General features: G+C 67.7%; 24 protein-coding genes, 2 tRNA genes and 1 other RNA gene. 17 read left to right on the forward strand and 10 right to left on the reverse strand.

Going from position 1 to position 25685, the window contains the following annotated elements; genetic code table 11:
* The first annotated feature begins 17 nt into the window (after window positions 1–17).
* Both H5J31_RS24800 and H5J31_RS24805 read left to right on the forward strand, forming a co-directional pair.
* A complete protein-coding gene (locus tag H5J31_RS24800) occupies window positions 18–3014 on the forward strand; it encodes a UPF0182 family protein (protein ID WP_328701599.1) in 2997 nt (998 codons plus the stop codon).
* A 67-nt stretch (window positions 3015–3081) separates the two neighbouring features.
* Window positions 3082–3155: transfer RNA gene (locus tag H5J31_RS24805), tRNA-Met, on the forward strand.
* Between the two features lie 236 nt (window positions 3156–3391).
* Here H5J31_RS24805 and H5J31_RS24810 read toward each other — a convergent pair.
* The gene (locus tag H5J31_RS24810; protein WP_181775075.1) at window positions 3392–4843 is read right to left on the reverse strand and encodes an FAD-dependent monooxygenase; all 1452 of its coding nucleotides are present in this window, start codon (window positions 4841–4843) and stop codon (window positions 3392–3394) included.
* Between the two features lie 93 nt (window positions 4844–4936).
* Between H5J31_RS24810 and H5J31_RS24815 the strand changes: the two genes are divergently transcribed.
* The 8 genes from H5J31_RS24815 to H5J31_RS24850 all read left to right on the forward strand — a co-directional run bounded on the left by H5J31_RS24815 (window position 4937) and on the right by H5J31_RS24850 (window position 10833).
* Complete coding sequence (locus tag H5J31_RS24815; protein WP_181775043.1) at window positions 4937–5530, forward strand: TetR family transcriptional regulator; 594 nt, start codon at window positions 4937–4939, stop codon at window positions 5528–5530.
* An 83-nt stretch (window positions 5531–5613) separates the two neighbouring features.
* A tRNA-Met gene (locus H5J31_RS24820) sits at window positions 5614–5687 on the forward strand.
* Window positions 5688–5965: 278 nt separating this feature from the next.
* Complete coding sequence (locus tag H5J31_RS24825; RefSeq protein WP_181775044.1) at window positions 5966–6466, forward strand: PadR family transcriptional regulator; 501 nt, start codon at window positions 5966–5968, stop codon at window positions 6464–6466.
* 66 nt (window positions 6467–6532) lie between these two features.
* Window positions 6533–7636, forward strand: coding sequence for a peptide chain release factor 2 (gene prfB / locus H5J31_RS24830; protein WP_181775045.1), 1104 nt, complete (start codon window positions 6533–6535; stop codon window positions 7634–7636).
* 135 nt (window positions 7637–7771) lie between these two features.
* Window positions 7772–8461 carry a cell division ATP-binding protein FtsE gene (gene ftsE / locus H5J31_RS24835; RefSeq protein ID WP_005168409.1) on the forward strand — a complete coding sequence of 230 codons (690 nt, stop codon included), beginning with the start codon at window positions 7772–7774 and terminating at the stop codon, window positions 8459–8461.
* Window positions 8462–8512: 51 nt separating this feature from the next.
* Window positions 8513–9406: a permease-like cell division protein FtsX gene (gene ftsX, locus H5J31_RS24840; RefSeq protein ID WP_181775046.1), complete on the forward strand. Its 894-nt coding sequence runs from the start codon at window positions 8513–8515 to the stop codon at window positions 9404–9406.
* A 51-nt stretch (window positions 9407–9457) separates the two neighbouring features.
* Entirely contained in the window at window positions 9458–9940 is a 483-nt protein-coding gene (gene smpB / locus H5J31_RS24845) for an SsrA-binding protein SmpB (protein ID WP_181775047.1), read from the forward strand.
* Window positions 9937–10833: an amidohydrolase family protein gene (locus H5J31_RS24850; protein ID WP_181775048.1), complete on the forward strand. Its 897-nt coding sequence runs from the start codon at window positions 9937–9939 to the stop codon at window positions 10831–10833. Before smpB ends, H5J31_RS24850 begins: the two co-directional genes overlap by 4 nt.
* Here H5J31_RS24850 and H5J31_RS24855 read toward each other — a convergent pair.
* From H5J31_RS24855 to H5J31_RS24875, 5 genes are all read right to left on the reverse strand, one after another.
* Window positions 10823–12148, reverse strand: a complete 1326-nt coding sequence (locus H5J31_RS24855; RefSeq protein ID WP_181775049.1) for an acyltransferase family protein — start codon at window positions 12146–12148, stop codon at window positions 10823–10825. The two genes, H5J31_RS24850 and H5J31_RS24855, sit on opposite strands and share 11 nt — an antisense overlap.
* 93 nt (window positions 12149–12241) lie before the next feature.
* Window positions 12242–12493, reverse strand: a complete 252-nt coding sequence (locus tag H5J31_RS24860; RefSeq protein WP_181775050.1) for a hypothetical protein — start codon at window positions 12491–12493, stop codon at window positions 12242–12244.
* Window positions 12494–12574: 81 nt separating this feature from the next.
* A complete protein-coding gene (locus H5J31_RS24865; RefSeq protein ID WP_181775051.1) occupies window positions 12575–13216 on the reverse strand; it encodes a response regulator transcription factor in 642 nt (213 codons plus the stop codon).
* A 52-nt stretch (window positions 13217–13268) separates the two neighbouring features.
* On the reverse strand, window positions 13269–14408 hold the full coding sequence (locus H5J31_RS24870; protein ID WP_181775052.1) for a sensor histidine kinase: 1140 nt from the start codon (window positions 14406–14408) through the stop codon (window positions 13269–13271).
* On the reverse strand, window positions 14405–15100 hold the full coding sequence (locus H5J31_RS24875) for a sensor domain-containing protein (protein WP_181775053.1): 696 nt from the start codon (window positions 15098–15100) through the stop codon (window positions 14405–14407). Before H5J31_RS24875 ends, H5J31_RS24870 begins: the two co-directional genes overlap by 4 nt.
* 155 nt (window positions 15101–15255) lie before the next feature.
* Here H5J31_RS24875 and ssrA point away from each other — a divergent pair.
* Window positions 15256–15628, forward strand: a transfer-messenger RNA (tmRNA) gene (ssrA, locus tag H5J31_RS24880).
* Between the two features lie 139 nt (window positions 15629–15767).
* Here the strand turns inward: ssrA and H5J31_RS24885 are convergent.
* The 3 genes from H5J31_RS24885 to H5J31_RS24895 form a co-directional block, all read right to left on the reverse strand.
* Window positions 15768–16112 (reverse strand): hypothetical protein, encoded by a 345-nt coding sequence (locus H5J31_RS24885; RefSeq protein ID WP_181775054.1) that lies wholly within the window; start codon window positions 16110–16112, stop codon window positions 15768–15770.
* A 4-nt stretch (window positions 16113–16116) separates the two neighbouring features.
* Window positions 16117–16491, reverse strand: a complete 375-nt coding sequence (locus H5J31_RS24890; protein ID WP_181775055.1) for a hypothetical protein — start codon at window positions 16489–16491, stop codon at window positions 16117–16119.
* Window positions 16492–16581: 90 nt separating this feature from the next.
* Window positions 16582–16935: a hypothetical protein gene (locus tag H5J31_RS24895; protein ID WP_181775056.1), complete on the reverse strand. Its 354-nt coding sequence runs from the start codon at window positions 16933–16935 to the stop codon at window positions 16582–16584.
* A gap of 647 nt (window positions 16936–17582) precedes the next feature.
* Here H5J31_RS24895 and H5J31_RS24900 point away from each other — a divergent pair.
* On the forward strand, window positions 17583–17798 hold the full coding sequence (locus tag H5J31_RS24900; protein ID WP_143253029.1) for a hypothetical protein: 216 nt from the start codon (window positions 17583–17585) through the stop codon (window positions 17796–17798).
* Here H5J31_RS24900 and H5J31_RS24905 read toward each other — a convergent pair.
* The gene (locus H5J31_RS24905) at window positions 17786–18571 is read right to left on the reverse strand and encodes an IclR family transcriptional regulator (RefSeq protein WP_181775057.1); all 786 of its coding nucleotides are present in this window, start codon (window positions 18569–18571) and stop codon (window positions 17786–17788) included. The genes H5J31_RS24900 and H5J31_RS24905 overlap by 13 nt on opposite strands.
* Window positions 18572–18829: 258 nt before the next feature.
* On the opposite strand from H5J31_RS24905, the gene hutH reads away from it, so the two are divergent.
* Genes hutH through hutI form a run of 5 tightly spaced genes read left to right on the forward strand, consistent with a single transcriptional unit; the run spans window position 18830 to window position 25661 of the window.
* Window positions 18830–20356 (forward strand): histidine ammonia-lyase, encoded by a 1527-nt coding sequence (hutH, locus tag H5J31_RS24910; protein WP_181775058.1) that lies wholly within the window; start codon window positions 18830–18832, stop codon window positions 20354–20356.
* A gap of 4 nt (window positions 20357–20360) precedes the next feature.
* Window positions 20361–22013, forward strand: a complete 1653-nt coding sequence (gene hutU / locus H5J31_RS24915; RefSeq protein WP_181775059.1) for a urocanate hydratase — start codon at window positions 20361–20363, stop codon at window positions 22011–22013.
* Window positions 22010–23206: an allantoate amidohydrolase gene (locus H5J31_RS24920; RefSeq protein WP_181775060.1), complete on the forward strand. Its 1197-nt coding sequence runs from the start codon at window positions 22010–22012 to the stop codon at window positions 23204–23206. The genes hutU and H5J31_RS24920 overlap by 4 nt, the downstream gene beginning before the upstream one ends.
* Window positions 23203–24507, forward strand: a complete 1305-nt coding sequence (locus H5J31_RS24925; RefSeq protein ID WP_181775061.1) for a formimidoylglutamate deiminase — start codon at window positions 23203–23205, stop codon at window positions 24505–24507. Before H5J31_RS24920 ends, H5J31_RS24925 begins: the two co-directional genes overlap by 4 nt.
* Complete coding sequence (gene hutI / locus H5J31_RS24930) at window positions 24495–25661, forward strand: imidazolonepropionase (RefSeq protein WP_181775062.1); 1167 nt, start codon at window positions 24495–24497, stop codon at window positions 25659–25661. The genes H5J31_RS24925 and hutI overlap by 13 nt, the downstream gene beginning before the upstream one ends.
* Window positions 25662–25685 lie beyond the last annotated feature (24 nt).

Raw genomic sequence — 25685 nt, forward strand, 5'->3', positions numbered from 1 at the left:
AACCAGGAGCGTGTGCAGTGGCCACTCGGCCCCCCGTGAGCCTGCCGAAGCTGTCCCGGCGCAGCCGGATACTGCTCATCATCGCCGCCGTAGTCATCCTGGCCCTGCTGCTGGGCGCGAGACTGCTCGACACCTATGTCGACTGGCTGTGGTTCGGCGAGGTCAGTGCCCGCAACGTGTTCAGCACGGTGCTGATCACCAGGGTCGTGTTGTTCTTCGCCGTAGGGCTCTTGGTGGGCGGAGCGCTCGCGATCAGTCTGATGATCGCGTACCGGACCAGGCCGGTCTTCGTGCCGATCTCCGGGAACGACGACCCGCTCGCGCGCTACCGCTCCGCGATCGTCGGCCGGATCCGCCTGTTCGGCATCGGCATCCCGGTGCTGACCGGGCTCATCGCCGGTGCGTCCGCGCAGAGCGACTGGCAGGTCGTGCAGTTGTTCCTCAACGGCACGCCGTTCGGCCAGACCGATCCGGAGTTCGGCAACGACGTCGGCTTCTACGCTTTCGACCTGCCGTTCTACAACTGGCTCCTGGGCTGGCTGTTCATCGCGGTCGTCATCGCGTTCTTCGGCGCACTGATCTCGCACTACGTCTTCGGTGGCATCCGGCTCGCGGGCAAGGGCGGCCAGCTCGCCGGTCCGACGCGCGCCCAGCTCGCCATCACCATCGGCATCTTCGTGCTGCTGAAGGCGGTCGAGTACTTCTTCGACCGCTACAACCTGCTGCTCTCCGACCGGGGAGCACCGTTGTTCGTCGGTGCGACCTACACCGACCTGAACGCGGTCCTGCCCGCGAAGCTGATTCTTCTCTGCATCTCGGTGATCTGCGCGGTCGCGTTCTTCGCCGGCGCGTTCCTGCGCAACCTGCAGCTCCCGGCGATCGCGCTCGTGCTGCTGATCCTGTCGAACGTGCTCGTCGGCGTCGCGTGGCCCGCGGTGCTCGACCAGTTCTCGGTGCGTCCCAACGCGAACGAGAAGGAATCCGCGTCGATCCAGCGCAACATGGACGCGACGCGCCAGGCGTTCGGGCTCACCAACGTCGAGTACAAGGACTACACCGGCAAATCCGAGGCGACCTCCGCGGAGATCAAGCAGGACAAGGGGACCGTTCCCAACATCCGGCTCCTCGACCCGAACGTCCTCAGCGACACCTTCACCCAGCGCGTCGGCCGTGAGAACTTCTACGGCTTCCCGTCCAAGCTGGACATCGACCGCTACACCCTCAACGGTGTCACGCAGGACTACATCGTCGCGGCCAAGGAGATCAAGACCGAAGGCCTCACCGGCAACCAGACGAACTGGATCAACAAGCACCTCGTCTACACGCACGGAAACGGTTTCGTCGCCGCGCCGGCCAACACGATCGACCGCGCGCTGAAGGACGCCAACTCCGACGGCGGCTACCCGATCGCCACCACCAGCGACACCCAGAACCCGACCGGCGCCGGCTCGACCGACCCGGGTAAGCCGGGCATCAAGGTCGAAGAGCCCCGCATCTACTACGGCGAGCTCGCGACCGACGCCGCGTACGCGATCGTCGGCGGCAAGGCCGGTCAGGCACCCGGCGAGTACGACACGGCCGTCGACCGCGCCTACATCTACAAGGGCTCCGGCGGCGTGCCGATCGACAACTGGTTCAACAGGCTTGTTTTCGCCGCCGAGTACGGGGAACGGAACATCCTGTTCTCCGACGCCATCGGCGACGGATCGAAGATCATGTTCAACCGCGAACCGCGGGATCGCGTCGCCAAGGTCGCCCCGTGGCTGACCCTCGACGGCGACCCGTATCCGGCGGTCGTCGACGGCAAGATCAAGTGGATCGTCGACGGCTACACGACGATGAACAACTTCCCGTACGCCCAGCAGACCCAGCTCGGGCAGGCCACCAACGACTCGCTCAGCGGCACCACGCGCCAGGCGAACTCCTCGATCAACTACATCCGCAACTCGGTCAAGGCCACCGTCGACGCGTTCGACGGCACCGTGAACCTGTACGGCGTCGAGGACAACGAGCCGGTGCTCAACGCCTGGAAGAAGGTCTTCCCGGGCCTGGTCAAGCCGAGCAGCGAGATCTCACCGGACCTGCGTTCGCACTTCCGCTACCCCGAAGACCTCTTCAAGGTGCAGCGGGAACTTCTTTCGAAGTACCACGTGAACAACCCGGCGGAGTTCTACGCCCAGCAGGCCTTCTGGAGCGTTCCGCAGGACCCGACGCAGGAAGGCGGCGTGAACGCGTCCGCGTCCGGCATCGCCAACCAGCCCGGCTACTACGTGCTGGCCACCGCGCCCGGAGACACCAAGTCGCGCTTCCAGCTCACCAGCTCACTGACCGGTCTCCAACGGCAGTACCTGGCGGCCTGGATGTCGGTGTCCTCGGATCCAGAGGACTACGGGAAAATGCGGGTCCTCAGACTGCCGACAGGCGCCAGCGGTGCGACCCAGGTGGACGGTCCCGTCCAGGTCCAGAACAGATTCCAAAGTGACCCGCGGGTCGCCCAGGACCGAACCCTGTTCAACAACCCGAACGTCACCGTCACCTACGGAAACCTGATCACGCTGCCGGTCGCCAACGGCTTCCTCTACGTGGAACCGGTCTACATCAGGCAGCGGAACCAGCTCAGCTATCCGCAGCTCGCCCGCGTCCTGGTCTCCTACGGCACCAAGATCGGCTTCGCGCCGACCCTGAACGAGGCCCTCGACCAGGTCTTCGGTGCGGGCACGGGTTCCGGGGTCACGCCGCCCCAGACCGGCGGCACACCCGGACCCACGACACCGCAACCGCCGGGAACGACGCCACAGCAACCCCCGGCCAGCGGAAACCCGGCGCTCGACAAGGCCGCGGGCGAGATGCACGACGCCTGGGTCAAGTTCCGCGCCGCCCAGCAAGCCGGCAACTACGCCGACCAGGGTGCCGCCCTGGCCGCCCTCGAAGCCGCCTCCAAGGCTTATGAGTCGGCCAAGGCGAACCCGCCGGCCAGCAGCACGCCGCCGCCCACCGGCCAGCCCGGAGGGTGACGTCGATTACCAAAAGGGCACCTGCTTTGCGCCTGCTCGAAACGCAGGCGTAAGGTAGGTGTCACGACGCGGGGTGGAGCAGCTCGGTAGCTCGCTGGGCTCATAACCCAGAGGTCGCAGGTTCAAATCCTGTCCCCGCTACAGAGGTTGGAGGCGTGTGTCCGCGGAAAACGCGGACACACGCCTCTTTCGCATTTGTACCGGGGGTCGAACCCCCGGGCCCCCGCCAGGGAGGGCTTCGCCCCCCTGGACCCCCCGGTGTTGGTTGCGTGGGTGACCGGCGTGGCGGTTGGGCGGTTGGGGGGGGGCAGGGGGCCTTTGCTAACGCGGGGAGCAGGGGACCTTTCCTATCGCGGCGAGGGAGCAAGGGACCTTTGCTATCGCGGCGGGGTGGGGGCGACCCAGCAGGCGTAGCCGTCGGGGCGGTACAGGACGGCCTCGGTCGCGGGCCACGGCAGGGCGGTGACCAACTGGGTCGTCAGGTGTGGCGACCAGGTGCGGGCGGTGTCGATGTGGGCTGAAGTGGTCGTTAGGAGCACGAAGCCGCCCGTGTGGAACAGAGTGCTCGGGCGGAGTGGGCCAGCGTCGGTGGCGATGTCCTGGTCGCTCAGGCGCGAGCCCAGGGCCGGGTGCGACGTGCCGTAGGTCGGGTAGCGGATCCCGAGACCGGAGACCATGCCCGACAGGTACCGGTTCACCTCGGGCAGCGCGGTCAGGTCGGCGAAAAGATCGCGAAGCGCGCGAGACTCGTGAGACCGCGGAGTCAGTCCTAGTTGCGCGGCGACGTTGTGCAGCACCTGTGCGCCGACGGGGTGCCGTTCGGCTTCGTAAGTGTCGAGCAGTTCGTCACCGGCCTGGCCACGAACGGTCGCCGCCAGCTTCCAGCCCAGGTTCATCGCGTCCTGCACGCCCAGGTTCAGTCCCTGGCCGCCTGCGGGGAAATGGATGTGCGCGGCGTCGCCCGCCAGCAGGACCCGGCCGTCGCGGTAGTGCGCCGCTTGTCGCGCGGCGTCGGAAAACCGCGACACCCAGCGAATTTCTGACACGATCGCCGAGTCGCCGTAGGACTCGAGCAGGGCCTGCCGGACTTCGTCGATCGTGACGGTGGGCCGCATGTCCGCAGGCCGCGAGGCCCGGTCGCCGTAAATGAAGCGGTAGAGACCGGGTTCTCCCAACGGAATCAGGCCCTTGAACGTCGTCGCACCGGTCGGCTCGCCGATGTTCCGCATCGTTCGCCACTGTTTTTGCGCGCCATCAGGTGCTTTGTCGAACAGGACGTCCGCGACGACGCCGAAACCTTCACCGTCCACACCGGGAAAGTCCCCATCGAGTCCTTTGCGTACAACGCTTCGCGCTCCGTCGCAGCCGACGAGGTACTTCGCGGACAGCCGCGTTTCTCCACTGTCTGTTCGGTACCGGACAGTCGCAGAGTCCTTGTCCTGTACGAAATCGATTACTTCGGCGCCGCGCAGCACCTTTGTTCCTTGTGCGGCAAGCCGTTCTTCCAGGAACGCTTCGACCTCGGCCTGCGGAATCCCCAGCTGGAAGGGGAAACGAGTGTCCCAACCGTGGTAGTCGACCGGGATCATCGCGAAATGCCCGTCCTGCACCGTCGCGAACGAACGCTCCTCGGCGCCGTCCAGAAGTCCGCGCAGCTCCAGCATTTCCGCGGTCCGCGGCTGCAGATTCAGCGCTTTGGACAGTCCTGTCCGGCCGGTCAGGCGTTCCAGTACCACGACATCGACGCCGGCGAGCGCCAGTTCGTTCGCGAGCATCAGCCCCGTCGGCCCCGCTCCGACCACGATCACGTCGGTCCCCAGGTTGTTCATACCACTCCTTAACGACGTTAAATTGACCTGAGCCCAGCGTGCCCTTAACATCGTTAAATTGTCAAGGCGGTAGTGCGGGAAGAAGGTTCAAAAGTGGGTCTGACCAGGCAGGACATCGTCCGCGCCGGGCTTCGGCTGCTCAACGACGTCGGGCTCAACGGGCTCACGCTCCGCCTGATCGCGCAGGAGCTCGGGGTCAAGGCGCCGGCGCTCTACTGGCATATGAAGAACAAGCAGGAGCTGCTCGACGAGATGGCGACGCAGATGTACGCCGACGCCATGCCGGGCCGTACTCCCGAAGGTATGGGGGAACGGGAGTCCCTTGAGGTGGCGTCACAGCGGATGCGCGAGATGATGCTCGCTTACCGTGACGGCGCGAAGGTCTTCTCGGGGACGTTTCTGACCGATGACACGCTGCTCACCGACAATCCTCTGCGCGGGCGAATCGACGCGGGGCTGGAAATGTACCTGGCTGGACGAGCGCTGTTCACCGTCTACAGCTACGTCATCGGCTTCACGATCGAAGAGCAGGCCGTCTACCCGACCCCGGGCGAACGCGACTCGCGTTATGACCTGACGCCCACGGTGTGGGTCTTCGACGAGGATGTCGAGGGCAGATTCCGCGACGGGCTGACCATGGTGCTCAACGGCGTCTTCGCCTGGCTGGATGACAAAGCCGCGACATAAAGCCAGGTCAACGACCCTGCGCGAAGTTAAGGGGACCCGCCTGAAACCCGGTTTCGCCCCCCTGTAATCTATTAACACAACGACGCGGGGTGGAGCAGCTCGGTAGCTCGCTGGGCTCATAACCCAGAGGTCGCAGGTTCAAATCCTGTCCCCGCTACAGAGAAAACGAAGCGCGTGTCTGCGGAAATCGCAGGCACGCGCTTCTCTCTTTTCCGGATCTGTGGCCGTGCGCCCTCCGGGTCGATCACCCGCTGTCGTTGGGCGGGGCGGGGGACGCGTACCGCTGTCCGTGGCGAACGCCGGTTGCGCAGCGTGTTCGGTCCTTTGTGGACAGGTGTAGCGCGTTGGGCCGAATGAGCGCATATCACTAGCCACAATGGACAGATGTGCTGACCACAGTGGACACAGGTTCCGAAAAGTGGGACCGTAGAGGACGTGTCCGAATTGAATGCAACAGCCGCCGCACTGCTCGGTCTTCTCCACGACGGTCCCGCCACGGGCGGGCAACTGGTCGCGGGGGCGGGTGAGCGTTTCGGCGCCTTCTTCAGCGTGACCCGCAGCCAGGTGTACCGGGAGCTCCCCGCCTTGTCGAAGGAGGGCCTCGTCCGCCTCGGCAAGCAGGGCCCGCGGTCGAGCCAGCAGTACCTCATCACCGCGGCGGGCAAGAAGGCGTTCAAGACGTGGCTGTCCTCCGAAGCCGGTCCTGACCACCTCCGCAGCCCGCTGATCCTGCGTCTCGTGCACGCCGGTTCGCTGACGGTGAAGCAGCGCTCGACTCTGCTCGAGTCGGCCCGCGCGAGCTACACGCAGCAGCTCGACGACGCGAAGGCCGCCACCAAGGCCGCCGACGGCCCGTACGCCAAGGCGGTCGCCGAGTTCGCCCAGGCGCAGGCCAAAGCCGCACTGAAACTGCTGGATTCCATCCCTCAGTCCTGACCCGGACAGGTGCCCACGACCGGTTCCCCGCAACCGGTCGTGGGTTTTGCCGTAACCTTGGCCGACGTGAGTGATGAGTTCGATGCAGCACTGAAGGACCTGGCCGGCAAGCTGACGCAGATCGAGTCGGTGATGGACCTGGATGCGCTGCGTGCCCAGGTGGCCGAACTGGAGGAACAGGCGTCCAGTCCGAACCTCTGGGACGACCCCGAAGCGGCGCAGAAGGTCACCAGCCAGTTGTCACACCGGCAGAGTGAGCTGCGCCGCATTTCCGAGCTGCGTCAGCGGCTCGACGACTTGGGCGTCCTCTACGAACTGGCCGAGGCCGAGGGCGATGCCGCCAGCGTGGCCGAGTCCGAGTCGGAGCTGACCGCGCTCACCAAGGACATCGACGGCCTCGAGGTCCGCACCCTGCTGTCGGGCGAATACGACCAGCGCAACGCCGTGGTCACCATCCGCTCCGAAGCCGGCGGCGTCGACGCGGCCGACTGGGCCGAGATGCTGCTCCGGATGTACCTGCGCTGGTCGGAACGGCACGGCTACCCGACTGACGTCTACGACATCTCCTACGCCGAAGAAGCGGGCATCAAGTCCGCGACGTTCAAGGTGAGCGCTCCCTACGTCTACGGCACGCTCTCGGTCGAACAGGGCACGCACCGGCTGGTGCGCATCTCGCCGTTCGACAACCAGAGCCGTCGCCAGACCTCCTTCGCGCACGTCGAGGTGATGCCCGAGGTCGAGGAGGTCGACCACGTCGACATCCCCGAGAAGGACATCCGCGTCGACGTGTACCGCTCGTCCGGCCCCGGTGGGCAGAGCGTCAACACGACCGACTCGGCGGTGCGCATCACGCATATCCCGACCGGCGTGGTCGTTTCGTGCCAGAACGAAAAGTCGCAGCTGCAGAACAAGGCGGCCGCGATGAAGGTCCTCCAGGCGCGGCTGCTGCAGCGGAAGAAGGAAGAGGAGCGCGCCGAGATGGACGCGCTCAAGGACGGCGGCTCCAGCTGGGGCAACCAGATGCGCTCCTATGTGCTGCACCCGTACCAGATGGTCAAGGACCTGCGGACCGAGTTCGAGGTCGGCAACCCGTCGTCGGTGCTCGACGGCGAGATCGACGGTTTCCTCGAGGCGGGCATCCGCTGGCGCAAGCAGTCCGGAGCCGCGTAACAACCCTGCGTGAGAGAGCAAGGGACCTTTGCTATCACTTTCCGGAAGAGAGTGATAGCAAAGGTCCCTTGCTCGCTTGGCCGCCGGGACCGGGCTACCCGGGCTTAACGGGCGGCATGGGTAGTATGCCGAACCGTGATCCGGCTCGAAGAGGTTTCCAAGGTCTACAAGACCTCGACCCGTCCCGCCCTCGAAAGGGTGTCGGTCGAGATCGACAAAGGTGAGTTCGTCTTCCTCATCGGTCCCTCGGGATCCGGGAAGTCGACGTTCCTGCGTCTCCTGCTGCGCGAAGAGGTCCCGAGCAAGGGCCGCGTGATGGTCTCCAACTTCGACGTCGCCAAGCTCGCCCGCCGCCGGGTGCCGCGTCTGCGGCAGACCATCGGCTGCGTGTTCCAGGACTTCCGTCTGCTGTCGAACAAGACCGTCGCCGAGAACGTCGCGTTCGCGCTCGAAGTCATCGGCAAGCCGCGCCCTACGATCCGCAAGGTCGTCCCCGAGGTGCTCGAACTCGTCGGGCTCGACGGCAAGGCCGACCGCCTCCCCAACGAACTCTCCGGTGGTGAGCAGCAGCGCGTCGCGATCGCCCGCGCGTTCGTGAACCGCCCGCTCGTGCTGCTCGCCGACGAACCGACGGGAAACCTGGACCCCGACACCAGCCAGGACATCATGTTGCTGCTGGAGCGGATCAACCGCACCGGCACGACGGTGCTGATGGCCACCCACGACCATTCGATCGTGGACTCGATGCGGCGAAGGGTCGTCGAGCTCCAGCTCGGCAAGGTCATCCGTGACGACGCCCGAGGCGTCTACGGCATCGGCCGCTGACCGGCCCCGCCCTCCTCCGTAACCCACGACTTCCAAGGGACATCAACCCCGATGCGCGCCAGTTTCGTCTTCAGCGAGGTAGTCACCGGCTTGCGCCGGAACGTCACGATGACCATCGCGATGATCCTCACCACCGCGGTCTCCCTCGCCATGCTCGGCTTCGGTCTGCTGGCCGTCGGAACGATCGACAAGATGAAGGCCAACTTCCTCGCCGACGTCGAGGTTTCGGTCTATCTGGTCAACGACATCAGCGCGGGTGACCCGAACTGCTCGCAGTCGGCCTGCCAGTCGCTGCGCCAGGATCTGCAGGCCAACGACGGCGTCGAGTCGGTCGTGTTCGAAAACCGCGAGCAGTCCTTCGAGCGGTTCAAGAAGATGTTCGAGAGCCAGCCGGAGCTGCTTCAGCTGACCGGGCCGGAGGCGCTGCCCGCGTCGCTGCACGTGAAGCTGAAGAACCCCGAGCGCAGCCAGGCGATCATCCAGGAGTACACCGGCAAACCCGGCGTCAGCAAGGTCGACGACCAGCAGAAGGCCCTGGACCGCGTGTTCAACGCGCTCAACGGTGTCCGGAACCTGGCCTTCGGTGCCGCGCTGATCATGGCGATCGCCGCGTTGCTGCTGATCGCGAACACGATCCAGGTGTCGGCGTTCACCCGTCGTACCGAGGTCGGCATCATGCGCCTGGTCGGCGCGACCCGCTGGTACACGCAGCTGCCGTTCCTCCTGGAGGCGGTGGTCGCCGGCCTGGTCGGTGCGATCATCGGCATCGTCTTCCTGGTGCTCACCAAGGTGTTCCTGCTCGACCTTGTGCTCACCGGTGACGTGTTCCCGGCGGTCGGCATGCTCGAATTGCTGTTCCCGGTCGCGCCGATCCTGCTCGCCGTCTCGATGTTCATTTCGGCGATCACGGGCTATGTGACGCTGCGTCTGTACGTGCGCCACTAGCCGGCCCGATAACCACCTGCTCACGCACAGAAACTCACGTAGAGTCGCGACATGCCCAAAGAACGTGGTCAGAAGGTGATCGTGTCGAACCGCAAGGCTCGGCACGACTACTCCATCCTCGATACCTACGAAGCCGGTCTCGTGCTCGTCGGTACCGAGGTGAAGAGCCTGCGTGAAGGAAGGGCATCACTGGCCGACGCGTTCGCCACGGTGGACGACGGCGAGGTGTGGCTGCGCAACGTCCACATCCCGGAGTACGTGCAGGGCACCTGGACGAACCACACGCCGCGGCGCACCCGGAAACTGCTGCTGCACCGCAAGGAGATCGAGCGGCTCATCGGCAAGACCAAGGAGAGCGGTCTTTCCCTGGTTCCGCTGTCGATGTACTTCAAGGACGGCAAGGTCAAGGTCGAGATCGCGCTGGCGAAGGGCAAGAAGTCCTACGACAAGCGCCAGGACCTCGCCAAGCGGGACGCGCAGCGCACCATCAGCCGGGCCATGGGCCGGGCGCTGAAGGGCCGGTACAGCGAGTGATCCACGGGCCCGCGTCCGACGCCGACATCCCCGGCTGGATCTCGTCGCTGGGCATCGACGGGCTCGTGGACATCCACCTGCACTTCCTGCCGAAGCCGGTCATGGACAAGGTGTGGGCCTACTTCGACCAGGCCGAAGAGCACTACGGCATGGCCTGGCCGGTGCACTACCGCACTTCGGAAGAGCAGCGGATCGAAACCCTGCGTTCGCTCGGCGTGCGCAAGTTCGCGCCGCTGGTCTACCCGCACAAGCCGGGGATGGCCGAATGGCTGACGTCGTGGGCGCTGGAGTTCGCCGAGCGGGTTCCGGACGCCGTCCCGACGGGCACGTTCTATCCGGAGCCGTCGGCCGTGTCCGTTGTGGACGGAGCCCTGCGCGCCGGTGCGCGGTGTTTCAAGGCACACGTCCAGGTCGGTGCCTACGACCCGCGTGACGAGCAGCTGGACGGTGTCTGGGGCGCGCTCGCGGACGCCGGCGTCCCGGTGGTGGTCCACTGTGGACACGGTCCGTTGAAGGGCGCCTACACCGGGCTACGGCTGTTCGAAGAGATCCTGGTGCGGCACCCGGATCTGACGCTGGTGCTCGCGCACGCGGGGATGCCGGAGATCGACTTCGCGTTCGAGCTGGCCCGCAGGTATCCGCGGGTGTACCTCGACACCACGATGGTCGGGGTGGAGTTCACCGAGCGCGGCAACCCGCTCCCGCCGGACTGGACCGATCTGCTGGCGGAGTTCCCGGATCGCGTCGTACTCGGCACCGACTTCCCCAACATCCCGTACTCCTACGCCACACAGCTGCAGGCGATCGCCGGCTGGGCCGCCGACGATCGCCTGGGTGAGCCGTTCCTGCGGGCGGTGCTGCACGACACCCCCGCGAAACTGCTCAGCGTTTGAGCTGTGCCACCTCGCTGACGGCGACGGCGCGGCCGAGCGCCCGTGTCCCCAGCGCCTGGACCGAGATGTGCCTGCCCGCCAGGAAGTAGCCGATCATCGCCAGCGCCACCCACGGCACCGGTCCCCGCGTGATGCCGTCGCTCAGCGGGGCGAAACCGTGTGCCGCCAGTCCGAGCAGGCCGCCGGAGATCAGCAGCCCGGCCAGGACGAGCTGGGGCGTGTGCGCGGTGGGCGCCGGACCGGAGGCCTGCGTCTCGAAGCGGTCGAACAGCCGCAGGAGACCGAGGAGCACCAGCCCGCAGGCGCCCAGCCATGCGGGGACCATCGTCAGCCACAGCACCGAACCGGGTTCGGGAGTCTCGTAACCCAGGCCGTAGACCGTGACACCGGCGACGACGATCAGTGCCGGCATGTGCCACAGGTAGACGCTCATGAAGCGCGGGCCGATCCACTTCAGGGCGGCGTCGAGGTTCGGCCGAGCGGCCAAGGCGTTCAGCTGCGGTTTGAAGGCCAGCAGGAGGCCGATCTGGCCGATCGCGAGGAAGGCCAGCAGCACGGTCGGCGGGCTCATGTTCGACACCGGGGCGCCCGGCATGCCGATCATGCTGGCGGGGTACGGGCCGAAGGCGACCATCAGCGCGGTGATGCCGAAGCCCGCGGCGGACATGCCCAGGGTGGCGTTGCGGCTCAGCGAGCCGAGACGGCCTTGCGTGTAGTGGAAACCGAGCTGGTGCACAGCGACCCAGACGAAGACGGCGTTCGCGAAACCGATCAGGCCGAGGTCGTTGAAGCGGGCGACGTCGACGAGGACGGCGGCGCCGAGCATCGCGAGCGGGACTTTGAGGCCCCAGCGGCGGTGAGCCGCGGCCATCAGCGGGGTGAGCAGCACGGTGAGCACATAGACGGCCAGGAACCACAGCAACTGCGCGGCGATCGCTCCGCCGACCTGCAGCGGCTGCTCGGGAATGCCCATGCCGCGCAGGATGTCCGGGACGAACAGCCAGACGCCGACGAGCGGCAGCACCGGCACCATCAGCCGCTTGAGGCGGGCCGCGAGCCAGGAGCGCGAGTCCGTCGCGCGGTTGAGCGAGATCAGATTCGCCGCGCCACCGGCGAAGAAGACGAGCGGCATCACCTGCGAGGCCCAGGTGATCACCCACCAGCCCGGTGTCGCGAGGGCATTGCCGGTGGAGAGCCGGCCGTCGGCGTAGGAGAGCACCGGCATGCCCCAGTGCTGAACGACGACGGCGAGGATCGCGATCGCCCGGACGATGTCGAGGAACCGGTCCCGGCCCCGCTTCTGGCTCGTGTGCATGCCAAGAAGCCTGGTGCTTCAGGACTTTCGAAACAGCGGTGCGCGCCGCCGTATCCGTCTTCCTGTTTTCGTCCCTCGAAGGTGAGGTTTTCCCTACCCCACACCGTCGGTCTCGGGTTCCGGCCGCGGCGCGGGCTCCGGAACCGGGGCCGAGCACAGCCGGAATTCCCAGCAGTCGTCGGCGGCGAGGCCGAGTTCGTAGCGGGTCTCGATCTTCGGGCCGTCGTGCAGATGGACGTGCTTGAGCACGGTGCCCGCGACCGGTTCGGTGTCCCCGAGTTCCTGGACGCGCCCGTCGAGGGGCCCGCCGAAGAAGCGCGCGCTGTGGGAGGGCCGGTCGGTCATGGGTCCTCCTCGGTTCGGCTCGTCGCTCACCAACAGTCTGCCAATGTTAGGTGAGTGACCGCTTCGCCACCAAGAGCTACTTCAGCGTCCTAAGTAAGTCAGCACCGCGCGGACACGGCGGTGTTCCACGGAACTGGCTTCGAGGCCGAGTTTCGAGAAGATGTTGCCGATGTGCTTCTCGACGGCGCCGTGGGAGACGACCAGCGAGTTCGCGATCGCGGTGTTCGAGAGGCCTTGAGCCATCAGCCCCAGCACCTCGGACTCGCGGGCGGTGAGCGCGTCGAGCGGGTTCTTGCGGCCGCGCGCCATCAGCTGCGCGATGACGTCCGGGTCGATGGCCGTACCGCCGCCGGCGACCCGCCTTACCGCGTCGAGGAAGTCCCCGACGTCCGCGACGCGCTCCTTGAGCAGGTAGCCGACACCGCCTGCGCCACCGGACAGCAGCTCGACGGCGTAGCTCTCTTCGACGTACTGGGAAAGCACCAGGACAGGCAGGCCGGGGACGGCTTCACGGGCACCCAGCGCGGCGCGCAGGCCTTCGTCGGTGAAGGTGGGGGGCATCCGCACGTCGACGATCGCGAGATCCGGCCGGTGCTCCTTGACCGCCAGCAGGAGGTCGTCGCCGTTGTCCACGGCCGCGACGGTCTCGATGTCCTCGTCGGCGAGCAGGCGGATCACCCCCGCACGCAACAGAACCGCGTCTTCGGCGATGACGACCCGCATGCTGCCCCCAGCTTCGTGAGTGAATGGCAGAGCCTATTCACTCACGAACGGGTCACCATTGGCAGGGCAGGTCCGCTCGAATCACCGTCGGGCCGCCGGGAGGGCTGACGACGGTGATCACGCCGTCGATCGTGGCCGCGCGGTCGGCGAGCCCGGCGAGACCGCCACCGGGCCGGACTTCGGCGCCACCGTGCCCGTTGTCGGTGATCTCGACGATCACCATCGAGTCGGTGCGCCACACCTTCACGCCAGCCTCGGTCGCGCCCGAGTGCTTCGCGATGTTCGTCAGCGTCTCGCCGACGATGAAGTACGCCGTCGTCTCGACCGCGGCGGGCGGCCGCGGCTCGACGTCCACGGTGACGTCGACGTGGATCGGCGACTTCGCGGCCTGGGCGGACAGTGCGGCGTCGAGCCCGCGGTCGCCGAGGACGGCCGGGTAGATGCCCCGGGCGAGGTCGCGCAGTTCCGAAACCGCGAGCTTGGCGTCGAGGTGCGCTTCGTCGATCAGTTCCCGGACGGCGTTCGGGTCCTGGTCGAACTTCGACTTCGCGCGGCCGAGACTCATCGCCACCGCGACGAGACGCTGCTGCGCGCCGTCGTGCAGGTCGCGCTCGATACGGCGGCGTTCGGCTTCCGCCGCGTCGACACCGCGCGCCCGGGACGCCTGCAGGTGCTCCGCCTTCTGCTCCAGCCGCCGCGTGCGGTTCGGGCCGAGTAAGGAGAACGCCAGGTTGCCGTGCAGCCAGGCGAGCCACGGCGTCACCCAGATCGCCATCGGCAGCAGCACGATCGACGCCAGCGCGATCGGGAGTTCCACGCAGGCCAGCGGGAACGCGATCATCAGGTAGGTCAGATCGCGCCACGTCGTCGGGTCGGTCAGCCGGGTCAGCCAGCGCTTGACCAGCGGAAGACCCTCGAGCGGGAGCCGCTCGACCGGTTCCAGCGGCGTGCCGAGCATCTTCCGGGCCCAGCCACGTTCGCGATCGGCGGACCAGCGGATGAAGTTGGTCGTGGCCATGAGGATCGGGAAGCCGATCCACACCACCGCCGTCGCGATCCCGACCGCGAGGCCGGTGACGATCAAAATGAACTGGAGAATCCGGAAGAACCAGCTGAGGATCATGTAGACGATCGACTTCAAAGGTCTCGGGCGCGGGATCTCCACGTGCCGCACTTGCTGGTCGATCGTCATCCGTTCACCGTGCTCATCGTCGGAACCCCGCCCCAAGAATCCTCCAGACGCCGGCGCTGCGCCCAGGTGGGCCCGAGCAGCGCCGTCGCCAGCCGGGCGTGTGATCCGGCCAGCGCCTTCGTCAACGCTACCGAGAGCGCGATGCAGAGCACCCCGAGAGCCGCCCAGGGCAGCGCCGAGACCGTCGAATCGACCGTGAACCACGGGTCGTCGTAGTTCGGGAAGCGGTACTCGCCGCCCGGCAGGAAGCGGTAGTAGATCGGCAGGCCCGCGAGCCCGAGACTGGTCGACCAGAACACCGTGACCAGCACGAACTCGATGATGCCGACCGGGAACAGGATGAAGAAGTAGGCCAGGTCGCGCCAGGTCGAGCGGTCCTTCAAGCGTGCCTTCCAGCGCACGGACTGGGCGCCGGCGGGCAACGGGAGATACGGCAGATCGATGTAGCGGTCCAGCAGGGCGTACACCCTGGCGCGCTCCATCCGGGCCGCGCCGCGGACCGACAGGATCACGAGCGCGAGGATCGGCAGCCCGATCCAGACGATCGCCGTGCCGACGCCCAGCCAGATGAACGACATCAGGAGCGCGAAGGCCAGGATGCCCATCGGCAGGTTCATCAGCAGGTAGACCAGCGAGCCGCCGAACGACGGATCGGACCTGCTCAGCTCCCGCTCGGCCGCTAGCGAACTCATGGTCGTGCTCCTCTCCGGTTCGATGGGACAAGCATCCCGCCCGGGAGAGGTCGTCGACATGGTGCCCGCGGGTATCTCGCAGGTGGGGCTAGCCCCACCGCCGGGATTAACCCGGTTGCCGTCCGCGTTATGCTGTACAGGTTGTGTCCCACCAAGGGGGTGAACGGTTTCGACTTTGGACGTTGAATCAGGAGAAGCGTGCCGGTGCAGGCGAGAGACCACCGTAAGCGTCATCGCAAACCAATAAGCGCCGAGCCTAAGAGCCAGCGCGAGTTCGCTCTTGCTGCCTAAGCAGTAGAGCAACTCTGTCGGTCCGGGGTCGCCTCCGACCCGGTCACCGGCATCAGCTAGGAGGCTTACCGCCACACTCGGCTACGGGGTGTGGTTGGGAATCGAACAGTGGCTGGGCTCGTCACTTCAGCTTGTTCGCGTGACTGAAGGGGCCAAGTAGAGACATAGCGGACTGCGCACGGAGAAGCCCTGATGAAGCGCCAGAGGACCCGGGTTCAATTCCCGGCACCTCCACCATAAAATTGCTGTTGAAACCCTGGCCCGGTGGACGCCCTGCAGAAGAGGGCGACACCGGAAGTGGAAAGGCCACCCGCCGAGCGGGTGGCCTTTTGGCTGTTCAAAGGTGTTTTTCGGCGGGCGCAGCGTCCTCCTCGGGCTACCAGCGGATGCCGATGTTGGACGGTCCTTGCGGGCCGGAGACCTTCACCGTGTAGTGGCCGGTGGGGTAGTTGGAGCAGGTCCAGGACCGGGGCGGGTCCTCGGCGCGGAACGTGGTGCCACAGGTGCGGCCCTGGCCGGACACCGACCATGATGCCGTGCCGCTGCCGTGCACGTCGGCGTCGACGTGGAAGGTGGTGGCCTCGATGGTCAGGCCGAATTCGCAGGATGCGGTGGAGCAGTCGGTGTACTTGCCGCCCGCGTGCGCGACCTGGGGGGTGAGCATCAAGGCGCTCGCCGCGACGACGGCCGGGACGATTCCCCTAAGGAGTTTCTCGCGCATCGGCTCAGCCCCCGGTCGGGTTGTCGAGCCAGCGCAGGCCGATGGTCGTCGGACCCGCCGGGCCGGTCACACGCGCGTGATAGCGGCCCTTGGGCGACCAGCTGCGCAACCACGAGCCAGGCCCCGCGGCCGCGTCGAAGTCCTGCACGTGGTACCAGTTCTCGTCCAAACTCCACAGTTCCCAGCGCGCTGTGCCAGTGCCATGCGCGTCGGCGTCGATGGACAGGCCGCCACCCTTGTAGCCGGAGACGTAGAGGTCGCAGACCGTGGCCTGGCAGGTGGTGGAGAAGGCCGCGGCCGAAGCGGCCTGCGGAAGGAGCACCGCCGCGGAAGCGGCGATCACGCCGACCACCGCGCCGCGGGAAAGTATCTTGTTCATCGACACCCCTGAGTTGTTGTGAGCGAACGAGGAAGCCCTACTGCTTCCCGGAGGCCGCGCGTAGGCCTGGATGCGGGACAAAGCTCGCGATTACCAGCGGAGACCGATGCTCGAGGGGCCCTGCGGGCCTTCGACTCGCGCACCGTAGACACCCGCGGGTGCGTTGTGGCAGACCCACGAGGCGGGGCCCGCCGAGGCGTGGAAGGTGTTCTCGCACCAGTAGCCGTTCGGCCCCCAGACGAACCAGCGGCCGATCCCGACGCCGTGCACGTCGGCGTCCACCGCGATGGTGCCCCCCGGGAAGCCGTCGACGCCGGAGATTTCGCAGTCGCTCAGTGAACAGGTCGCGCTCCCCGGTTCGGCCATCGCCATCGGTGAGGCCAGCACCAGTCCGGCGCCCACCACCGCGGTCACGATCGCGCCACGGGAAAAGATCTTGCGCATCCAGGCTCCAGGATTAGTGCGCCCCAAGGAGAATTCCCGACGGCACGCGGCTATGGATTCGCGCATCCGTTTCCCTGGGGCGGAAGTCGCTGACGGGGCGACTTTAAAGCCGCAACCGGCGTCGCTGTGGTGGTTTCACTCCTCGATGAAGTTCTTGCGTTGTTTTGCCGCCGCGCACGAACTTCCGGCCATCCGAGCAAGAGATGCCGCTCCTTCGGCTGGGAGCGGGGCTGCGCCGGGTTGGGACTGTCCCGACGTGACAACGGCACCGTCATCCACGAGCGCTCCGTCGCGGAAGCTGCCGGTCAAGGCGGCGTCTCCGACCCCCTACGAGCCGGAGACGATCCGGGATCCCGCACATCCGGTCGGTCTGCCCTCCGCGCAACACCGAATTACAGCTCGATGCGTTGGCCTCAGCGGATTTCCCGCTGCTCGGCGAAGGGGCATTCGGTGCCCGACACGAGTGCGCCGTTCAATGCCCGGCTTGGACCTTTTTGGATCACGGAGAGTAGCAAAATCTAGATCATTTTCGTCTCAATTCACCCGCGCCGGGAACAGCTGCGGGGTGGGATGTCATGCTAAGTGTCCGACCATGGCCCTCTTTCGAACCGACCCCGTGTCGCCGGAGGGCCGGAAGAAGGTGGCAGATGACCTGGGCTAGGCATTCCAGTCGTCCCGATCCCGCAGAAGACCAGAGCCGGATGGCCGGTGTGCGCGCTGAGGAAGAAGTCCGCCTCACCCTGCAGAACGGCAGAGCCGCACGAACCGTCGCCGGGCACGCTTCGGACGCCCTCGACTGTGCGGAGCTCCTGGCGATGCTCGGTCTCGAGGGAGTGCAGAAGAAGCACGCTCAGCGCACCTGACCCCCGATCCGGGTGGTCAGTTCGGCCGCGGTCAGACGGACCTCTTCGGCGAGGTCGGGCCAAGTTTCCTCGCAACCTTCAGTCCCTGGGCAGAGGTGGCGGAGGGTCACGCTGATCGCGGCCATCGGCCGGCCGCCGTGGTCGAAGACCGGGCAGGCCACCGAGGCGAATCCCTCGGTGACGTGGCCGTCTTCGACCGCCCAGCCGAGCCTGCCCTCCGCGTTCAGCGTGCGGCGCAGTTCGGCGAGGGTGCGCGGGCCGCGGCCGGTACGCAGGACGAACGCCGACGCGGCCGGGAAGAGCGCTCGAACATGCGGCGACGGCAGGTGCCGCAGAATCGCCCTGCCTGACGCCGTGAGCTGGCCTGGCAGCCGGACGCCGACCTCGGTGACCAGCGTTTCCGGGCGCGTGGGGCGTTCCTTGACCAGATAGAGCGACTCGTTGCCGTGCAGTACGCCCAGGTGCGCTGTGTGGCCGACGCGGTCCGCGAGTTTGCGCAGCAACGGGACCGCGAGCCGTTCCAGCGGGTCGTGCCGCAGGTAGGCCGAGCCGAGTTCGAACGCGGCGATGCCGAGCCCGTAGCGGCGCTCGGTGGGCAGATGTGTCACGAACCCGGCGGCTTCCAGCTCCGCGAGCAGGTGATACGTCGTCGAACGCGGCAGGTCCAGCTCGCGTGCGATCGCGGCCGCCGACACCGGACCCGGCCTGGCGGCGAGGGCGCGAAGGATGCCCAGGCCGCGCCGCAGCGCCGGCACCTCGCTGCTCTCACCCATCTCGACCTCCTGTTCTCCGGCGTCGGGGGAGCAAGGGACCTTTGCTATCGCTGGGGGCTGTGAGGTCCGTGAAGGCCTCCTTGAGGGACCTAGGGTCCCTCAAGGAGGCCTTCACGGACCCGACACCTCGACGAGGGTCACTTTCCAAAAGAGAGTGATAGCAAAGGTCCCTTGCTCTCTTCCGTTGCGTCTTGGATACCAGACACAACCACCGGTTGGGGCCGCCCACCAGCGGGCATGGCGTTGTCCAATGGGGCTATGCCGGAAACCGTACTTCTGGGGTCCGAACCGCTTCGGCCCGAACAGGTCGTCGCGGTCGCCCGTGACCACTCGCCCGTCGCGGTCAGCGAAGCGGCCGAGAAGAACCTCGCCGCGACGCGTCAGCACATCGACAACCTCGCTCACGCCGAGACGCCGACGTACGGCGTTTCGACGGGCTTCGGTGCGCTCGCCACCAGGCACATTCCGCTCGAGAGCCGCACAGCCCTGCAGCGGTCGCTGATCCGCTCGCACGCGGCGGGCGCGGGCCCGGTCGTCGAGACCGAGGTCGTGCGCGCGCTGATGTTGCTGCGCCTCCGCACCCTCACCAGCGGGTACACCGGCGTCCGGCCGAAGACCGCGCAAGCGCTTGCGGCCCTGCTCAACTCCGGGATCACCCCGCTCGTCCACGAGTACGGGTCCCTCGGCTGCTCCGGTGACCTCGCGCCCCTCGCCGCCGTCGCGCTCGCGCTGATGGGAGAGGGCGAAGTCGAGTACAACGGCGAAGTCGTCCAGGCGGGCGAAGCGCTGAAGCACGCCGGGATCGAGCCGGTCGTTCTCGCGGAGAAGGAGGGCCTCGCCCTCACTAACGGGACCGACGGCATGCTCGGCATGCTCCTGCTCGCCGCGGCCGACCTCCGGAAGCTCTTCGACACCGCCGACATCACCGCGGCGATGAGCGTCGAAGCGCTTCTCGGCACCGATCGCGCCTTCGCCGCCGACCTGCAGGCGCTCCGCCCGCATCCCGGACAGGCCCTGAGTGCCCAGCGCATGTGGAACGCGCTTCAGGACTCGAAGATCGTCGAGAGCCACCGCGGACCGGACTGCAACCGCGTCCAGGACGCCTATTCGCTCCGCTGCTCGCCCCAGGTGCACGGAGGCGCACGCGACAGTCTCACGCACGCCGAGCTCGTCGCCGAGCGTGAACTCCACTCGGCCGTCGACAACCCGGTCGTCCTGTCCGACGGCCGCGTCGAATCGAACGGCAACTTCCACGGCGCGCCGATCGCCTATGTGCTCGACTTCCTCGCCATCCCGCTCACGGACGTCGCCAGCATCGCCGAGCGCCGCACCGACCGGATGCTCGACAAGACCCGCTCGCACGGCCTGCCACCGTTCCTCGCCTTCGACCCCGGCGTCGACTCCGGCCATATGATCGCCCAGTACACGCAGGCGGCCGTGGTCAGCGAACTCAAGCGGCTCGCGGTGCCGGCGTCGGTCGATTCGATCCCGAGCAGCGCTATGCAGGAAGACCACGTTTCGATGGGATGGTCCGCCGCGCGCAAGCTGCGCAAGGCCGTCGACGGGCTCACCACCGTCCTCGCCATCGAACTGCTCACCGCCGCGCGGGCACTCGACATGCGCGCGCCCCTGACCCCGTCGCCGGTCACCGGCCGGGTACGGGATCTCGTCCGCACCAAGGTCGAGGGCCCCGGCCCCGACCGTCATCTGGCGCCGGAGATCGCCGCCGCCGAAGAACTCGTCGCGTCGGGTGCCGTCCTCGCCGCGGCCAAACTGGAGGTCTGAGCCCATGTCCCGCACGGTCCGTGCCGCCCGAGGCACCACGCTCACCGCGAAGAACTGGCAGACCGAAGCCGCACTGCGGATGTTCCACAACAACCTCGACCCCGAGGTCGCCGAGCGCCCCGAGGACCTGGTCGTCTACGGCGGCACCGGCAAGGCCGCCCGCAACTGGGCCAGCTTCGACGCGATCACGCGTGAACTGACCACTTTGGACAATGACGAGACGCTGCTCGTGCAGTCCGGCAAGCCGGTCGGCGTGTTCCGCACGCACGAGTGGGCGCCGCGGGTGCTCATCGCGAATTCCAACCTCGTCGGCGACTGGGCGACCTGGCCCGAATTCCGCCGCTTGGAGGCGCAGGGCCTGACGATGTACGGCCAGATGACCGCCGGGTCCTGGATCTACATCGGCACGCAGGGAATCCTGCAGGGCACCTACGAGACCTTCGCCGCCGTCGCGAAGAAGCGGTTCGGCGGCAGCCTCAAGGGCACGCTCACCGTCACCGCCGGTCTCGGCGGCATGGGCGGTGCGCAGCCGCTGGCCGTGACCATGAACGACGGTGTCGCGCTCGTCATCGAATGCGACCCGCAGCGCGCCCATCGCCGCGTCGAGACCCGCTACCTCGACGAGGTCGCGGACGATCTCGATGACGCGATCCGCCGCGTGGAAGCCGCGAAGAATGAGAAGCGCGCGCTGTCCGTCGGCGTGGTCGGCAACGCCGCCGAGGTGCTGCCCGAATTGCTGCGCCGCGGCGTCGAGGTCGACATCGTCACCGACCAGACCTCCGCGCACGACCCGCTTTCCTATCTGCCCAAGGGAATCGGCGTCGACGAGTGGCAGGACTACGCGGACAAGAAGCCCGACGAGTTCACCGAGCGCGCCCGCGAGTCGATGGCCGAACACGTCGAAGCGATGCTCGGCTTCCTCGACAAGGGCGCCGAGGTCTTCGACTACGGCAACTCGCTGCGCGGCGAGGCGAAGCTCGGCGGCTGCGAGCGCGCGTTCGACTTCCCGGGTTTCGTGCCCGCCTACATCCGACCGCTGTTCTGCGAGGGCAACGGCCCGTTCCGCTGGGCGGCGCTGTCGGGTGACCCCGAGGACATCGCGGCGACCGACCGCGCGATGCTGGAACTGTTCCCCGAGAACGAATCCCTCGCGCGCTGGATCAAGCTGGCCGGCGAACGCGTCGCTTTCCAGGGGCTTCCGTCGCGGATCTGCTGGCTCGGCTACGGCGAACGCCACCTCGCGGGCCTGCGGTTCAACGAGATGGTCGCCAGCGGTGAGCTGAAGGCGCCGGTCGTCATCGGCCGCGACCACCTCGACTCGGGCAGCGTCGCGTCGCCGTACCGCGAGACCGAGGGCATGGCCGACGGTTCCGACGCGATCGCCGACTGGCCGCTGCTGAACGCGCTGGTCAACACCTCCTCCGGCGCGACCTGGGTGTCGATCCACCACGGCGGCGGGGTCGGCATGGGCCGCTCGATCCACGCCGGCCAGGTCAGCGTGGCTGACGGAACTCTGCTGGCCGCGCAGAAACTCGAACGCGTGCTCACCAACGACCCGGGCATGGGCGTCATCCGGCATGTCGACGCCGGCTACGACCGCGCCGCCGACGTCGCGGACGAGCGCGGCGTGCGCGTTCCGATGCGGGACGCCGAGTGACCGCGTCCTCGCTGCTGGCGGAGATCACCGACGTCGGCCGCGACCCGAAGCGCGGCGGCTACTCCCGCCATGCCTTCGATTCGGCCGAAACCGAACTGCGTGCATGGTTCATCGAGCGCGCGGGACGGCTGGGACTGGGCGTCGAGACCGACCGCAACGGCAACATCTGGGCTTGGTGGGGCACCCCTGGTCCGGACGCCGTCGTCACCGGGAGCCATCTCGACTCGGTGCCCGGCGGCGGTGCCTTCGACGGCCCGCTCGGGGTCGCGAGCGCGCTCGACGCGGTGGAAACCTTGCAGAACAAGGGGTTTCGGCCCGCGAAGCCGCTCGCGATCGTGGTCTTCGCCGAGGAAGAGGGTGGCCGCTTCGGTGTGCCGTGCCTCGGCTCGCGGCTGCTGACCGGGACCATCGACGCGGACAAGGCACGTGGCCTCCGCGATCCCGACGGCGTCACGTTCGCCGATGCGGCGGCGCAATCCGGGCTCGATCCCGCAGGTGTCGGCCGCGACCCGGAGCGGCTGGGCTTGATCGGGAGGTTCCTCGAACTGCACGTCGAGCAGGGGCGCGGGTTGATCGACCTCGGTTCGCCGATCGCCGTCGGTAATACGGTCATCGCGCACGGCCGCTGGCGGTTCTCGTTCCAGGGGCAGGGAAACCACGCCGGTGCGACGCTGATCGGCGATCGTCGTGACCCGATGATCCCGGCGGCTGAGACCGTCCTCGCCGTGCGGAAACTGGCGAAGGCGACGGCCGATGCCAGGGCCACTGTCGGCAGGCTCGTGCCTGTTCCCGGCGGCACCAACGTCATCGCGTCCACTGTGGACTTATGGCTGGACGCGCGCGTGCCGGGCACGGACACCCCGGAACTGGTCGCGGAGATCGCGAAACTGGCGGAGGAAGCGGCGGGCCAGGAAGGCTGCCGGGTCGAGGTCACCAGGGAGTCCTACTCGGACGACGTGGTCTTCGACGACGCGTTGCGCCGCGACCTCGGCACCTGGCTGGGCGGCCCCCCGGAACTGCCGACCGGGGCCGGGCACGACGCGGCGATCCTGGCCGGGTTCGTCCCGTCCGGGATGCTCTACGTGCGCAATCCCACCGGGATCAGTCACTCCCCGGAAGAATTCTCGGAGGCGGAGGACGTCGACCACGGAGCACGCGCCCTCGCGGATGCGCTGGAGAAGTTGTCGACATGACGACATATTGGTGCGAGCGGGCCTGGTTGCCGGACGGGATCGCCGAGGCCGTCCGGATCGAGGTCGACGGCGGGAAGATCGCGTCCGTCGCCGCGAACGCGTCCCGCGCCGGTACTGTCCTCAAAGGACTGACCGTGCCGGGGTTCGCGAACGGGCACTCGCACGCGTTTCACCGCGCGCTCCGGGGGCGGACGCATCACGACCGCGGGACGTTCTGGACCTGGCGTGAGCGGATGTACTCGCTGGCCGCGCGGCTGGATCCGGACTCCTATCACCGTTTGGCGCGGGGTGTCTACGCCGAGATGGTGCTGGCCGGCTACACGAGTGTCGGCGAGTTCCACTACCTGCACCACGCGCCGGGCGGGAAGCCGTACGCCGAGCCGAACGCGATGGGCGAGGCGCTGCGGCAGGCGGCCGAGGACGCCGGGATCCGGCTCACGCTGCTCGACACCTGCTATCTCGCGGGCGGGATCGGCGTCGAACCCGACGAGGTGCAGCGGCGATTCTCCGATGGTTCGGCGACCGGCTGGGCGCAACGAGTCGGCGAAATGCGGGAGGAAGGAACGTTCCGGGTGGGGGGCGCGATCCATTCCGTGCGTGCCGTGCCCGCCGATCAACTGTCCGAAGTGGACAATGGGGTCGCCGCCGGCCGCCCGCTGCACGTCCATCTTTCCGAGCAGCGGGCTGAGAACGAGCAGTGTCTGGCGGCCTATGGCTCGACGCCGACGGGCGTACTCCATGACCACGGCGTGCTCGGCGAACGGCTGACCGCGGTGCACGCGACCCATCTGACGCGGCTCGACATCGAGCGACTGGGCGCGGCTCGCAGCCGGGCCTGCTTCTGCCCGACGACCGAGCGGGATCTCGGCGACGGCATCGGGCCCGCGCGGACGCTGCTCGACGCCGGTGTGCGGCTCTGTGTCGGCAGTGACAGCAACGCGGTCGTCGACGCGTTCGAGGAGACTCGGGCGTTGGAGCTGAACGAGCGGCTCGCCAGCGAACAGCGCGGCCGGTTCACCGCGGAGGAGCTGCTCGCTGCGGCGACGGATCACGGCGCGATCGGCTGGGACGAGGTCGGCGAGCTGGCCGCCGGGGCGGGCGCGGACTTCGTCACGGTCGGACTGGGTTCGGTGCGGACCGCGGGGATCGAGCCGTCCGGGGTCGTGTTCGCCGCCTCCGGTGTGGACGTCCAGGATGTCGTCGTCGCCGGGCGGGAGATCGTCCGCGACGGCGCTCACCAGCTGATCGACCGGCCGGAAACGGTCTTGGCCAAGGAGATCGAGGCATTGTGGCAGTCCTGATCACGGGTATCGGCGAACTCACCACGAACGACGCCGAGCTGGGCAAACTCCACGACGCGGCCGTCGTCGTCGAGGGCGAAAAGATCGCCTGGGCCGGCGCCGCGGCGAACGCGCCCGACGCGGACGAGCGGATCGACGTCGATGGCCGGGCGGTGCTGCCGGGGTGGGTGGACAGTCACACGCACCTCGTGTTCGCCGGGGATCGCACGGCCGAGTTCGAGGCGCGGATGGCCGGGAAGGCCTACAGCGCCGGGGGCATCGCGGTCACTGTCGACGCGACGCGGTCCGCGTCCGACGAAGAGCTCGCGGCGAACCTACGGCGTCACGTCGACGAAGCGGCGAAGCAGGGCACGACGTGCCTGGAGACGAAGACCGGCTACGGGCTCAACGTCCAAGACGAGGTGCGGTCGGCCCGGATCGCCACCGAAGTGGCCGACGAGGTCACGTTCCTCGGCGCGCACCTGGTGCCGCCGGGTGCAGACGCCGAGTCCTACGTGGACCTGGTGTGCGGCGACATGCTCGACGCCGTCGCTCCGCTGGTGCGGTGGGCGGACGTGTTCTGCGAGACCGGCGCTTTCGACGAGGCGCAGTCCGGGCGGGTACTGAAGGCGGCGCGGGAGCGCGGGCTCGGCCTGCGGGTGCACGGGAACCAGCTGGGGGAGGGGCCGGGCGTGCGGCTCGCCGTCGAGCTGGGGGCGGCGAGCGTCGACCACTGCACCTACCTGAGCGAAGCGGACGTAGAGGCTCTCGCTGCTTCGGACACTGTCGCGACCCTGCTGCCCGCGTGCGATCTGTCTACCCGGCAGCCGCTGGCGCCGGCAAGGCGGCTGCTGGACGCGGGCGCGACGGTCGCGCTGGCCAGCAACGCGAACCCGGGGAGCTCGTACACGACATCCATGGCGTTCTGCGTCACGACGGCCGTGCTGCAGATGCGGATGACGATCGAGGAGGCCGTGTGGTCGGCGACGGCGGGTGGCGCACGAGCGCTGCGACGCGACGACGTCGGCTTCGTGCGCCCAGGTGCGCGAGCCGACCTTCAGGTGCTTGAGGCGCCTTCGGCCACTCACCTCGCGTACCGGCCGGGGGTGCCGCTGACGGCCGGGGTGTGGCGGCGCGGCAAGCTGCTGACCAGCGGTTTCGTGCCAAAACGATAGCAAAGGTCCCTTGCTCCCCCGGTG

Source organism: Amycolatopsis pittospori, from assembly GCF_013870525.1.
GTDB lineage: Bacteria > Actinomycetota > Actinomycetes > Mycobacteriales > Pseudonocardiaceae > Amycolatopsis > Amycolatopsis pittospori.